We start from the raw sequence: 12,980 nt of genomic DNA, 5'->3' as shown, positions 1-12,980 counted from the left end.
GACTTCATGACCGATATCCTGAGAAAAATCGAAGCCTACAAGCGCGAAGAGATTGCTGCCGCCAAGGCCAAGCTTTCCCTTCCCGACCTCAAGGCAATGCAGGCCGGACAGTCCGCGCCGCGCGGCTTCCATAAGGCGCTGCTCGCCAGGCAGGAATGTGGTGTTTTCGGCTTGATTGCTGAAATTAAGAAGGCCAGCCCGTCCAAGGGCCTGATCCGCCCCGATTTCGACCCGCCTTCCCTCGCCAAGGCCTATGAGGCCGGCGGCGCGGCTTGCCTTTCAGTACTGACGGACACGCCGAGCTTCCAGGGTGCTCCGGAATTCCTGACGGCTGCCCGCGCGGCCTGCTCGTTGCCGGTGCTGCGCAAGGACTTCATGTTCGACACATATCAGGTGCAGGAAGCCCGTGCCTGGGGAGCGGACTGCATCCTTCTCATCATGGCATCGCTTTCGGATGATGATGCCGAGCGCCTTCAAGACGAAGCGTTCAGCCTCGGCATGGATGTGCTGGTGGAGGTCCACGATGCCGAAGAGATGGATCGTGCGCTAAAACTCTCCTCCGCGCTGATCGGCATCAACAACCGCAATCTGCGCACCTTCGAAGTAAGCTTGACGGTCAGCGAGAAGCTGGCGCCCATGGTGCCGGAAGACCGGTTGCTGGTTGGCGAAAGCGGCGTCTTCACCCATGCCGACTGCCAGCGTCTTAAGGCCGTCGGCATCAGCACCTTCCTCGTCGGCGAAAGCCTCATGCGCAAGGACGATGTGACGGCGGCAACCAAACTGCTGCTGAACGGCGAAACCGGCATTCTGGCGGCCGAGTGAGATGAGCACCGAGAAGGCCGGTCTTACGCATATCGACGCTTCGGGCGAAGCTCATATGGTCGACGTCGGCGATAAGGCCGAGACGGCTCGCAGCGCCACCGCGACCGGTTACGTCAAGATGAAACCCGAGACTTTGGCGCTGATTCGCGATGGCAACGCCAAAAAGGGTGATGTGATCGGCGCGGCGCGGCTTGCCGGCATCATGGCAGCCAAGCAGACCAGCAATCTCATCCCGCTTTGCCATCCCCTCATGTTGACGAAGGTTGCCGTTGATATCGCAGAAGATGCCGCCCTACCCGGCCTCCGGGTCACCGCGACGGCGAAGCTGACCGGCCGCACCGGCGTCGAGATGGAAGCGCTGATGGCGGTTTCCGTCGCCTGCCTGACGATCTACGACATGGCCAAGGCGGCCGATCGCGGCATGGAAATCGGCGGCATCACTCTATTGGAGAAATCCGGCGGCAAATCGGGGGATTTCCGCCATCCGAGGGCCTGACATGAGCCTATTGCCAGTTGCTGAAGCGCAGGCGCGCCTATTGGACAGTGCAACGCCGATCCATCGTGTTGAGAGCGTTCCGCTCGATATGGCCGAGAGTCGGGTTCTGGCCAAAGATCTGACGGCCCGCCTCACACAGCCGCCTTTCGACGCGTCGGCAATGGATGGTTACGCGCTGCGCTTCGAGGATGCGTCGGCGCCTGGTTCGGAGCTGCAGGTCATCGGTGTCTCTGCCGCTGGTCACGCCTTCGATGGTAGCGTCGGCAGAGGCGAAGCGGTTCGCATTTTCACCGGTGCTCCCGTTCCCACAGGCGCCGATTCGGTGCTTTTGCAGGAGGATGCCGAGCGCTTGGAGGGTGATCGCATCCATACGACCTATCCGCTGCGCAAGGGGCAGCATATTCGCCCGCGCGGACAGGATTTCCTGGAAGGCGAAGCTGTGCTTCCCGCCGGCGCAGTTATGGATTTTTCGCGGCTCACTGTCGCCGCTGCCATGAACTATCCGGCATTGGATGTCTACCGGCGGCCGCTGGTGGCGATTCTCGCGACCGGCGACGAGCTCGTCGCACCCGGCAATAAACCAGGCCCATCACAAATCATCGCCTCGAATACGTTCGGCATTGCTGCACTTGCGCGCAACGCCGGCGCGCATGTGCTTGATCTGGGCATCGTCGCCGACGACAGCGACGAGATCACCGCCGCCATCGGCCGTGCGCAGGTGGCCAAGGCCGACATCATCGTCACGCTCGGCGGCGCCTCTGTCGGTGATCATGATCTTGTGCAGGCGACAATGGTCGCTGCAGGCATGAAGCTGGATTTCTGGCGAATCGCCATGCGCCCCGGCAAGCCGCTGATGGTTGGAAGCCTCGGCGACATGCATGTCCTAGGCCTCCCCGGTAATCCCGTCTCCAGCCTCGTCTGCGGCCTGCTCTTTCTCGAGCCATTGATAAGAAAGCTCGCATCCCTGCCCCCGGTTAAGCGCGAAGGCACTGCGCGCGCTGCCGTGTCCTTTGCCGCCAACGATCAGCGACAGGATTATGTGCGCGCAACGCTGACGAAAGCTGCGGACGGCGGTTGGCTCGCCGAGCCCTTCTCGAAGCAGGATTCGTCGATGATGAAAGTCTTTTCGCGCGCCGACTGCCTCGTCGTCCGCCCGCCGCATGCCTCGCAGCTGGAAGTCGGTTCACCCACTCCCGTCATAGTCCTGCGACCCGAATTGCTGGGGTAAGGCGTTTTTCCGTTCGGGAGATTTGTGACGGACTTCATGTCAATCGGAATGATCAAGGCGATAGTGAAGACGGACGCATCCTCTATCCAGCGCTTGCGCGCTGATCAGCTTGGGACTAGCGCGATAGCCTGTAGCGGGAAACAGCGGGCGCCCGCCGCCCAGCAGTTCCGGCATGAGGTAGATTGCGAGCTCATCAATGGCGCCTTTTTGCAGGAAGCTCATTTGCAGTTGCCCGCCGCCGAGCATCCATACGTCGCCATCTTCCAATGTTCGCAACTCGGCTATGAGGGCGTCAACGTCACTGCGCACCTCAAGTTTTCCTTTCGGGCGAGCGATGGGGCTTGAAGTAACTACCACGACCCGTTGTTCTCCATAGCTCCATGGGGTCGGCTCGTTGGCTATGAAGTCATAGGTGCCACGCCCCATGACGACCGTGCGAATACGTTTGATAAACAAATCGTAGCCATGTTCCCCCAAATTCATATCGTTGTATTTGAAAAGCCAATCAAGGTTGTCGTTCTCGTCGGCAATGAAGCCGTCGAGGCTTGAGGCGATGTAGCCGAGAATCCTCGCCATTCGTTTTCCATCTCCTGTTGATTTATAAATGAACGTATGTTTATTAATTGACTATGGCAAGACACAAAACTATATCTGACGAGGCCATCCTCGATGCTGTGCTGGATCAAATGCTAGCGGTCGGCCCGTCGAACTTAACTCTCGGTCAAGCGGGTAAGGCCGCCGGGCTCTCACCAGCGACGCTCGTGCAGCGTTACGGTGATAAGGACACCCTCATCGAGATGGCTCTTCTCCATGCGTGGGATTTGTTGGATCAGGCGACGGCACGTGCGGATTTGGAGGAGCCTTTGACGCCAGAAGGCGCAATCCGCGTGTTGTTGCGGTTGCTCACTAGGGAAAATCCCGAACAAAATGAGACAGATGGGCTGCTCATACTGCGCGAGGACATTCGCAACCCGATCCTTCGCGCGCGAGGCGCAGCTTGGGGAGCGACCCTTGCTGCCGCCTTGGGCCGGAGATTGACCAGCGATACCGTCAAGGCAACGTCATTCGGATGGCAGATGGCTAAGGTCTGGATGGGCGCGCGCATCTGGTGGTCATTCGCTCGCACGGAACCATTCGACATAGCGATACGCCGCTCCTTGGAGGAGTGGTGCAGCGCCACGACCCGGGTGACGTCGCAATAGGCACCGCGATGTTGTCCGAAGCACGGAAGGTTTCGTAAAGCGCTTGTTACAGAAGTCATTCGCAAAGACAGCTTCGCGAATGACTTCTGCAAAATCAATTACTTTACCGGCTTCTCATGGTGGCCGCCGAAGCCGGCGCGCATGGCGGAGAGAACTTTGTTGGCGTAATCGTCATTGCCGCGCGAAGCGAAACGGCCGTAAAGCGCGGCGCTCAGCACTGGCGTCGGAACGCCTTCGTCGATCGCGGCCGAAATCGTCCAGCGGCCTTCGCCCGAGTCGGAAACGCGGCCGGCATATTGCGAAAGGGCTGCGTCGCCATGCAGCGCGTCGGCCGTGAGGTCGAGCAGCCAGGAGGTGATCACGCTACCGCGGCGCCAAACTTCCGAGATTTCAGCGATGTCGAGATCATACTGATAATATTGCGGATGCGAGAGCGGCGCGGTTTCGGCGTCCTTCTCGGCGTCTTGCTTGCCGATATTGGCATGGCGCAGAACGTTGAAGCCCTCGGCATAGGCGGCCATCAGGCCATATTCGATGCCGTTATGGACCATCTTGACGAAATGGCCGGCGCCGGATGGGCCGCAATGCAGATAGCCCTGCTCTGCCGTGCTGTTTTTGGCAGCCTCTTCCGAGCGCATTGCCGACGGAGCGACGTCACCGACGCCGGGGGCAAGCGTCGCGAAGATCGGCGATAGATGCTGGACTGTTTCCTTCTCGCCGCCGATCATCAGGCAATAGCCGCGCTCCAGACCGAAAACGCCGCCGCTGGTGCCGACGTCGACATAGTGGATACCCTTCGGCTTCAGCTCTTCGGCACGGCGGATATCGTCGTGATAATAGGAATTGCCGCCATCGATGACGATGTCGCCCTCTTCCAGCAGCGGAACGATGGCAGCCAATTCCTGATCGACGATTGCCGCCGGCAACATAAGCCAGACAACGCGTGGCTTTGCAAGCTTCGATACGAAATCCGCGAGAGACTTGCTGCCGGTGGCGCCGAGCTGTTCAAGGCCGGCGATGCTTTCCGGGCGCGCATCGAAAACAACGGCGCTGTGACCGCCTCGCATCAGGCGCTGCACCATGTTGTTGCCCATACGGCCGAGGCCAATCATTCCGATTTGCATGTTTCAGTCTCCTAGGACGGTTTCAATCGTTTGAATACTGCATAGAGATATTTCGCAATATTTTCCAATGAACAAATGACGGAAGAGCTATGCAGGAGCCATGGAGCGGAGAAAAATGCGCGCGTTCACGCATCCGTGATATCGCTTGCCGAAACCTCCCGCTTTTCTCCATGATCGCGCTTTGCCGGCTTCGAGGAAAGCTGTATTTTGATCTTCTTTTCGCATTGATAGATTTAGCATCGGTCTCGGATTCCTTGCATCATTCACTTTAAGCGGCGCTCATACAGAGCGCCAAAGGGGGCATATGGCTGCGTCTCTGAAACTGCCACTGGTTCCAGCTTCTTTTTTCGGGGTGGTTCTGGGGCTTTCCGGTCTCGCCAACGCCTGGCGCGTGGGTGCACGCATCTGGCATCTGCCGATACTCGTCGGTGAAGTTCTTACCTTTATTACACTGGCCGTCTGGCTGGTGCTGATCGTGCTCTACGCTTTGAAATGGATGGTGGCGCGCGAGGAGTCCTTGAAGGAGGCGGCGCACCCAGTCCAGTGCTGCTTCATCGGCCTCATCGGTGTCGCAACCATGCTGGTGGCCGGTGGCCTGCTGCCTTATTCGCGTATCGGTACCGAAACCATATTCCTGATCGGTGCCGTCTACACTCTGGCATTCTCCGTCTGGCGCACCGGAGGGCTCTGGCAGGGCGAGCGCGATATCGCCGCGACGACAGCCGTGCTCTATCTGCCAAGCGTCGCCGGCAGCTTCGTGACCGCCATCGTCGGCGCCGCCCTCGGCTTCCCGCAATGGGCGCAGCTTTTCTTCGGCGCAGGCTTCTTCGCCTGGCTTGCCATCGAATCCGCCCTGCTGCATCGCCTGCTGACGGGGCCCGCACTGGCACCGCCACTAAGGCCGACCCTTGGAATTCAGCTGGCTCCCCCGGTCGTTGGTGCGCTTGCCTATATCAGCGTCACGCAAGGCTCTCCTGACATGCTCGTCCATGCAATGATCGGCTATGGCTTGCTACAGGCCCTGATCATGTTGCGCCTCCTGCCCTGGATCATGAAGGAAGGCTTCAGCCCCGCTTATTGGGCCTTCACCTTCGGTGCGACCGCACTGGCAACGGCCCCGATGCGCCTTGTCGAACGCGGCGATGTCGGCCCAATGACGCAACTTGCTCCCATTCTCTTCGTCACCGCCAATATCGTTGTGGGTTTGATCGCGCTGGCGACGATCTGGCTAATTGCCAATCGCAAACTCGTCATTGGCTGGGTCGAGCTTGCCGACCGTGACGCTGGCGCCGTTGGCCAGCGGTAATGGAATTCAATATCGTCCTCAGGAGGATGATGTGCTTGATCATGTGACGATCGGGGTTCGCGATCTCGAGCGATCGAAGATCTTCTACGACACGATACTGCGCTCTATCGGCATAGAGCGTCTTTATGCCGAAGGCGAAAGATTTGCGGGTTACGGTATCGGCCACAAGGCTTTCTTCTGGATTGGTCAGCGCGATGCTTTGCAAACAGGCACCCATATCGCCTTTGCCGCCTCAAACAGGGAGCTCGTCGATGAGTTCCATCGGGCCGGCATCATCGCTGGCGGCACCGATAACGGTGCCCCGGGTCTGCGCCCTCATTATCATCGGAACTACTATGGCGCTTTCATTCTCGATCCTGATGGCCACAATATCGAAGCTGTTTGTCACCTACCGGTGAGTTAAGCAAAAGCGCCCGAAGTCCGGTAAGAATGAGATCATTGTACCGGCGGGCCGACATAACGCGCACGCGGGCGAATGAGCCTGCCGCTGGTGGCTTGCTCCATGGCATGCGCAAGCCAGCCGACCGTCCGTGCCAGCGCAAAGATGATCAGCGGTGCATCTTCCGAGAGATGATAGGTGTGGGTCATCGCTGTCAAAGCGAAGTCAACATTGACGCGTTCTCCGACTAGCTGCTCGCCGACATCGCGAACCCTGGCGAAGAGCGGCGGCAGCGTGAAGCAGCCAAGCAAAGCCTCTCCGCGGATATCGACATCAGGATAAAGCTGATGCCCGAAAGCCGGCAATGGCCGTCCTTCCGTCAAATAGCTGCGGACCGCCTCATCAACCCCCGTCGTGGCTGCCCGCGCGATCAGCGTACGCACGCTCTGCCATGCACCGCCATGCAGCGGACCTGTCAGTGTGGAGAGGCCGGATAGAGTGGCGGCGGATAGCGTGGCGCCTGCGGATGCCGTGATTCTCGCGGTGAAGGTCGAAGCGTTCAGCTCGTGATCAGCGAGCAAGACGAAACTGCGGCGGATCATATCGGCGGCATCGGGACGGTCCCAGGCAGCCGCCAGGCGCCGATGCAGCGGTTGATCCGACGCGCCCGGGGCCAAGGCTTCAGCCACCGTACCGAGCACGCTTTCAGCTTCGTTCTGCAGGGCCGGAAGCGAACGCCCGAGTGATGGCAGATCGCTTGTTATGCGCTCTGCCAATGCCGAAAACGCAGCATTCAGAGAAGGAAGTTTTTGCTGAGCCGTATTTTGCTCGAATCGCAACGGCCGCTTCATGTCCCAAAGCAGCCGCGCGATATCTTCGAGGCTTGCGCTTTCAGCAAGCATCGCCGCGTCCTTGCCGCGATAGAAAAGCCTGCCGTTCGAAACCGTCGACAGCGCGGATGGCAATACCGGATCGCCCCATTGAATGGCCTCGGCGGCCACCGTCTCGGTCTTGCGCCGTCCGGCATGACGGGTGGCCAGTCGCTTGACGTCGTCGGCAAAATAGAGGCTGCGCCGCGTATCCGTGGGATCGGCTTTCGCACGAATGCGCCCGCGGCTGACATTGGCGTAAAGCGTCTGTGATTTCGTTCCCAGCAGGTTCAACGCCTGCGCTGCCGTCAGCCAGCTCATCGGTCCTCATATTGATCAATTGCATCAAGATTGACGTCAATAGGAATAGATCCGATCTAATCGGATAGTCAAAGGAGAACCGTAATGAAAAGTGGTCTTGAAGATGTCATTGCTGCAGAAACCAAGCTGTCCGACGTCGACGGCGCTGCCGGTCGCCTGATCATACGCGGCGTGTCGCTCGATGATCTGGTGGCGACCAGCCGCTTCGAGGATGTCGCGGCGCTGCTGCTGGATGGCCTGTTTGACGAGCACATCGACGCAGCTTCCATCCGTACTCAGCTCGGCGCAGCTCGCGTTGCGCTTTTCTCGCATGTGAAGGCCGCCGATGCCGCTCTGCTCGCGCTTACACCCGTGGATGCCGTGCGGGCCTTGCTGGCGCGCGTTGCTGACGGTGAGGATTTCACCACCGCGATCCGCCTCATGGCGGCGCCCGCCGTTTTCCTGCCAGCCGTTTTGCGATTGCAGAAGGGCGATGCACCGATCGCGCCGGATGCAACCTTGTCCCAATCCGGTGATATCTTGCGCATGCTGACGGGCCGGGTGCCGACGGCGGAGCAGACGGCTGGCCTCGATGCCTATCTGGTGACGATTTCTGATCACGGCCTGAATGCATCGACCTTCGCGTCCCGCGTCATCGCCTCGACGCATGCCGGCTTGACCTCCTCTGTGCTTGCCGCAATCAGCGCCCTCAAAGGCCCGCTGCACGGCGGCGCCCCCGGCCCTGTCCTCGATATGTTTGACGGCGTCGGCAAACCGGAAAATGCCCGCGCATGGCTGTCCGACGCGCTTGATCGCGGTGAGCGGCTGATGGGTTTCGGACACCGCGTCTATCGCGTCCGCGATCCCCGCGCCGATGCGCTGAAGACCGCATTGAAGCCGATCTTTGCCAGCGGACAGGCGGATGCTGGACGTATCGCCCTGGCCGAAGCGATTGAGGCGGCGGCACTGGCACTGCTGAAGGAGCGCAAGCCGGATCGGCCCCTGGACGTCAACGTCGAATATTACACCGCCTTGCTGCTCGACGCCCTCGGCTTTCCGCGCAGTGCGTTCACCGGCGTCTTCGCGATCGGCCGCACGGTCGGCTGGATCGCCCATGCCCGCGAGCAGACGCTCGAAGGACGCCTGATCCGGCCGCAGTCGCGCTATGTCGGTCCGCTGCCGAAGGCGGCATAGGCGGTTCTGTCAGGGAGGCGGGACTTAGGCGGCCGCGGATTGGCGCGGCCGCATCATGCCTTCGCGGATATGGCGGGCCAGCTCCAATGTCTGCGGCGTCGCGCCACTTTTCGGCAAATGCAGATTGATCGAAAAGACCGGCAGTTCAGGCAGGCCCTGTTCGACGGTGAGAATATCGAGATCGGTGGGAACGGTCGAAGCCAGCCAGGCGGTGATAGCCAGATCCGTGCGCACCGTCGCCGTGGTCGCTTCGATATTACCGTTCTCAAAGACCGTCCGCCAGCGCAACCCATCCGTGCTAAGTGCGGCAAAGACGGACGACCGGAAGGCACAGGTATCGGCAACCATCGAAATCGGCAGCGGCACCTTGCGATGGGCGTTGCCGGCCTTCGCTCCGACCCAGACGAGCCGTTCCACAGCAAGACATTCGCCCTGCGAGGTGCCGTAAGGCTCCTCCGCCACGCAGAGGTCGATAGCTCCCTTCCCCAGCTCTTCCAGCAGTTCCGGCGATGAAGCGCAAACCAGCGAAATCTCCACCTGCGGATGGCGCTCGGCATAGGATTTCAGCACAGGCGCCAATGTCGCTCCAACGAGATCGTAGGGAACGCCGAGCCGGACGCCGCCGCGAACCGTGCTTTCCGTCATGTCGTCCCAGATCTCGTCATTCAAGACAAGCAGGCGGCGGGCATTGCCGCGCAGCCGTTCGCCTGCTTCCGTCATTCGCAATCCGCGCCTGTCACGCTCGAACAGGGCGCAGCCGAGCATGTCCTCCAACCGCTTGATTTGCTGGCTGATGGCGCCCTGGGTCATGTGCAGCATATTGGCTGATATCGTCATGCTGCCCTGGTCGGCAACGGTGACGAAGGTTCTGATGAGCGCAATATCGAAGTTTCGGATCATTCAGGTATTATAATTGCTAATGACGAGATCCTTCAATATTCGATTTTATGATGCCGGAACGGCGCCTATGCCTTTTTCGATTAGAGAAAGGCTGGATATGACGATCGAATCTCTGCTGCCGCTGATGCTCTTCGCATTGGTTTCCACCATAACCCCGGGCGGTGCGACCACGCTCGCGACCGCGTCCGGCGCGCATTTCGGCTTCCGCCGGTCCATACCGGTCATGGGCGGCTTTGCCTTCGGCCTGGGCTCCATGGCCGGAGCGGCGGCAGCCGGGCTGGGCGGCGTTGTGATGGCCCTGCCAATGCTGCAGGTCGCCATGAAGACACTGGGCTCGCTCTATTTGATCTGGCTCGCTATTCGAATCGGCAGAAGCGGCCGGCCGGATGAGACGAGACAAATGGCAAAGCCGACGGGCTTTTTTGCCGGCGTCTGGATGCTCTGGCATAATCCTAAGGGCTGGGCGATGACGATGGGGGCGGCCGCCTCCTTTGCCGCGCTGGCGGATAGCCCGGCCAGACTTGCATTCTTGCTTGGCGTGACTTTCTGCCTCATCGCCGCTTTCTCTTTGGCGGTTTGGTGTGCTCTAGGGCAAATGCTCGGACATCTCTTGAAAACAGCTTGGCAATGGCGAGCAGTCAACATCTCTCTCGCTTGCCTCCTCGTAATTTCAATCGTTCCCATGTGGTACGAATAAGATCCGATGCTGAGATCTCTCGGATCACGGCCGACCGCGCCAGAGCCATATGGTCAGAGAGCCGGCGCGGCCGCGGAGGCTCGTTTCGATTGGGCCCTGGAGGTGCCCTTCTTTAAAAGGAGCGCTGTCGCGACCCGCCGCAAGCAAGAGGTCTGCGCTGATGGCAACCTCCGCATGGTTAGCCGCGGCAACCTCCATCAAGCGACTGGCAACGTTGACCGTGTCACCCGTCGCAGTGATCTGTTGACGATCGCCGCCGCCGAGCCTGGAGGCGACGATGGCACCGAAATGAGCGCCGATCTTGAAACCGATGCGCGAGGTTATTCCCTCCGGCAACGCCGAGAGCCAGTCTCTCATCCTGTGAGCCAGGCGAATGCAACAATGCGCTGCATTGGCGGGATCGGCAGGCTTTGGATGCGGCAGGCCGAAAAGGATCATGGCGCCATCACCCATGAAGCTGGTAATGGCACCGCCGGATGCAGTCACTTCTTCGTCGACGAGATTGTAGAAATCATTCAGCAGTTCACGCACGGCGGTTGGGCCAATCGATTCGCTAAGGCCGGTGAAGCCATTGATATCGATAAAGACGACGGCCGCCTTCTGGTGTACCGGCTCCGCGAGAAGGCCGGGATCGCGCGCGAGATGCTCCGCCAAACCAGGCGCCTGGATACGCTGCAGCAGCTGGCTTTGTTCCGCGAAGCGGGCGGCACGTCTGCGGTCTAGCCAAAGCTGGATCACGCCAAACAGAAGCGCCGGCGGGACAGTTGCCGCAATCGGAAGGGCGGCGCTTAGCCAAATTCCGTGCTTGAAGGCGCTGACGTTGACGGCAAACCAAAGGAGGACGACGCCCAGCACCGTGATGAGGCCTATAGTGCTGCGTCGCCATGAAAGGAGGCCGACAACGGCAACCGATAGCCCGACCGCGAAATAAAGATCGATAAAACGGATATTGCGATCGCGTACCAGGCCGTCCCCTGAGAGCAGATGCGTAATGGAGGTGGCGATCACCTCGACGCCGGGCAGAACAGGGTCGAACGGCGTCGGAAAGACATCGCCTCCCCCCGTTACGGTCGCGCCAATCACGACAATGTGGTCACTGATCGCGGCTTCCTGTAACTGGCCGCTTAGCGCCGCACTGGCGCTGACGGTGCGTATAGTACCGCGTGGACCGTAAAACGTAAGCGGCATGAGATAGCCGGTGTCGGTATGGATGGAGCGGTCGCCGATCTTGATATGGTCGGAAATAACAGTCGTCTGCTCCCCGATTGCGGCGGAAACAACGCGCAGCGAAAAGGATGGCTCGATCCGCTCGCCGCTGCGAAACAGCATTGGAACGAAACGCGGCGTGCCCGCCTTGTCGGTCTGCAGATTGACGATGCCAAAGCTTGCGGCATCGGCGAACCGCTGATGCGGTTCGAGGAATTGCAGCGCGCTTGGCATGCGGGCGAGAGGCTCGTTGCTGTTGTCGACAACGCGCTGGCGGCTTTCGGGAAAGATGCCGGCTGCGGCCAGCACGACCTTGGCCCGCTTGAGTGATTGCTCCAATGCCGCATCACCGGCTTCGTCACCGGGATCGACCAGGAGCACGTCGAGGGCGATGGCTTTGGGGCCCAGGGCGGCGACGGCATCGACGATCCTGGCGAGCGCAGCTCGCGGCAAGGGATAATGTCCCGCCATTCGAGACGTCTCATCGTCGATGGCGACGATCGTGACGAGATCGGGCGGTTGGCTATGACCGCCGAGCGTATTGCGCAGATTTGTAAACGTTGCCTCTGCACCGTCGATGAAGGGAATGTCACCGCGCAGATGCGCAATGCCAAGACCCAGGCTCCAGGCGGCAGTCAAGAGAAGCGCAGTCAGCGTTTGCAGCGATGGTCTGCGCATAGCCGTCGGGATTCTCACTGGCCGAGGCGTGCCATCAAGGCGTTTATGCGTGACTGTGCCCATGGATTGACACGCAAGGCAGAGCGGGTGCGATCCACATCGACCCCTTGCCCCTGCCCGAGCGTCACCCCCTGCCCGGTCGATACCTTGTTAACCGCAACACGGCCGCGCAACACGAGCACGGATGTCTTGCCACGTTGCGCGTCAACAGCCCACCGCGTGCCGCGCACGGCAGCGATCGCCTGTGGCGTAACCACTTCGAACCCGCCCTGGTGACGGCTACTGTCCACATCTATCAAAGCCGCCTTGCTATCGAGCACGATAGCATCCACCCGCCCATCCCGATTTCGGTCAGCAAGGTGGAAATGCGCGCCACGCTCGACGGTGATGCTAAGCCCAGGTTGGCAATTCAAAGTCTGACGTTCGGTGCTGACGGTCGGCCGCAGCGGGCAATTCGTGACAGTTTGCGCGAAAGCTATGCCGGCGCCGAACAGGATGCCTGCCGTCAGCACCAGGCCGCGAATACTGCTTGCATGGATCATAGTGGTGGCCCCTCATCGCGTATAACTGGAGCCGCGG

Annotated in this window: 14 protein-coding genes; 8 read left to right on the top strand and 6 right to left on the bottom strand. The window is 60.3% G+C overall.

Annotated features, from left to right (window positions below; genetic code table 11):
• The first annotated feature begins 6 nt into the window (after positions 1 to 6).
• The 3 genes from trpC to ACYJRZ_RS05555 are packed head-to-tail and all read left to right on the top strand — an operon-like array spanning position 7 to position 2,546.
• On the top strand, positions 7 to 822 hold the full coding sequence (trpC, locus tag ACYJRZ_RS05565; RefSeq protein ID WP_459456834.1) for an indole-3-glycerol phosphate synthase TrpC: 816 nt from the start codon (positions 7 to 9) through the stop codon (positions 820 to 822).
• A 1-nt stretch (position 823) separates the two neighbouring features.
• A complete protein-coding gene (gene moaC / locus ACYJRZ_RS05560; protein ID WP_459456832.1) occupies positions 824 to 1,318 on the top strand; it encodes a cyclic pyranopterin monophosphate synthase MoaC in 495 nt (164 codons plus the stop codon).
• Position 1,319: 1 nt separating this feature from the next.
• Positions 1,320 to 2,546 carry a molybdopterin molybdotransferase MoeA gene (locus ACYJRZ_RS05555; protein WP_459456830.1) on the top strand — a complete coding sequence of 409 codons (1,227 nt, stop codon included), beginning with the start codon at positions 1,320 to 1,322 and terminating at the stop codon, positions 2,544 to 2,546.
• Positions 2,547 to 2,585: 39 nt separating this feature from the next.
• Here ACYJRZ_RS05555 and ACYJRZ_RS05550 read toward each other — a convergent pair whose 3' ends face one another.
• Positions 2,586 to 3,122, bottom strand: coding sequence for a dihydrofolate reductase family protein (locus ACYJRZ_RS05550; RefSeq protein ID WP_459456828.1), 537 nt, complete (start codon positions 3,120 to 3,122; stop codon positions 2,586 to 2,588).
• Positions 3,123 to 3,175: 53 nt separating this feature from the next.
• On the opposite strand from ACYJRZ_RS05550, the gene ACYJRZ_RS05545 reads away from it, so the two are divergent.
• Complete coding sequence (locus ACYJRZ_RS05545) at positions 3,176 to 3,748, top strand: TetR/AcrR family transcriptional regulator (protein ID WP_459456826.1); 573 nt, start codon at positions 3,176 to 3,178, stop codon at positions 3,746 to 3,748.
• Between the two features lie 98 nt (positions 3,749 to 3,846).
• Here the strand turns inward: ACYJRZ_RS05545 and gnd are convergent, their stop codons facing one another.
• A complete protein-coding gene (gene gnd, locus ACYJRZ_RS05540; RefSeq protein ID WP_459456824.1) occupies positions 3,847 to 4,872 on the bottom strand; it encodes a phosphogluconate dehydrogenase (NAD(+)-dependent, decarboxylating) in 1,026 nt (341 codons plus the stop codon).
• A 304-nt stretch (positions 4,873 to 5,176) separates the two neighbouring features.
• Here gnd and tehA point away from each other — a divergent pair, with 304 nt between their 5' ends.
• Positions 5,177 to 6,178 carry a dicarboxylate transporter/tellurite-resistance protein TehA gene (tehA, locus tag ACYJRZ_RS05535; RefSeq protein WP_459456822.1) on the top strand — a complete coding sequence of 334 codons (1,002 nt, stop codon included), beginning with the start codon at positions 5,177 to 5,179 and terminating at the stop codon, positions 6,176 to 6,178.
• Positions 6,179 to 6,209: 31 nt separating this feature from the next.
• A complete protein-coding gene (locus ACYJRZ_RS05530; RefSeq protein WP_459456971.1) occupies positions 6,210 to 6,581 on the top strand; it encodes a VOC family protein in 372 nt (123 codons plus the stop codon).
• A 32-nt stretch (positions 6,582 to 6,613) separates the two neighbouring features.
• Here the strand turns inward: ACYJRZ_RS05530 and ACYJRZ_RS05525 are convergent, their stop codons facing one another.
• A complete protein-coding gene (locus ACYJRZ_RS05525; RefSeq protein ID WP_459456820.1) occupies positions 6,614 to 7,747 on the bottom strand; it encodes a citrate synthase in 1,134 nt (377 codons plus the stop codon).
• A gap of 84 nt (positions 7,748 to 7,831) precedes the next feature.
• On the opposite strand from ACYJRZ_RS05525, the gene ACYJRZ_RS05520 reads away from it, so the two are divergent.
• Positions 7,832 to 8,920, top strand: coding sequence for a citrate synthase/methylcitrate synthase (locus ACYJRZ_RS05520; protein WP_459456818.1), 1,089 nt, complete (start codon positions 7,832 to 7,834; stop codon positions 8,918 to 8,920).
• Between the two features lie 24 nt (positions 8,921 to 8,944).
• Here ACYJRZ_RS05520 and ACYJRZ_RS05515 read toward each other — a convergent pair whose 3' ends face one another.
• Positions 8,945 to 9,820 carry a LysR family transcriptional regulator gene (locus ACYJRZ_RS05515; RefSeq protein ID WP_459456816.1) on the bottom strand — a complete coding sequence of 292 codons (876 nt, stop codon included), beginning with the start codon at positions 9,818 to 9,820 and terminating at the stop codon, positions 8,945 to 8,947.
• Between the two features lie 97 nt (positions 9,821 to 9,917).
• Between ACYJRZ_RS05515 and ACYJRZ_RS05510 the strand changes: the two genes are divergently transcribed.
• Complete coding sequence (locus tag ACYJRZ_RS05510) at positions 9,918 to 10,517, top strand: LysE family translocator (protein WP_459456814.1); 600 nt, start codon at positions 9,918 to 9,920, stop codon at positions 10,515 to 10,517.
• Between the two features lie 24 nt (positions 10,518 to 10,541).
• On the opposite strand, the gene ACYJRZ_RS05505 is transcribed toward ACYJRZ_RS05510, so the two are convergent.
• Positions 10,542 to 12,401, bottom strand: coding sequence for a CHASE2 domain-containing protein (locus ACYJRZ_RS05505; RefSeq protein ID WP_459456812.1), 1,860 nt, complete (start codon positions 12,399 to 12,401; stop codon positions 10,542 to 10,544).
• 14 nt (positions 12,402 to 12,415) lie between these two features.
• Positions 12,416 to 12,943 (bottom strand): FecR domain-containing protein, encoded by a 528-nt coding sequence (locus tag ACYJRZ_RS05500; RefSeq protein WP_459456810.1) that lies wholly within the window; start codon positions 12,941 to 12,943, stop codon positions 12,416 to 12,418.
• Positions 12,944 to 12,980 lie beyond the last annotated feature (37 nt).

Source organism: Rhizobium sp. No.120 (assembly GCF_054558365.1).
Note: the sequence above shows the minus strand (reverse complement) of the source record. Positions and strands in the feature narration are given on the sequence as shown.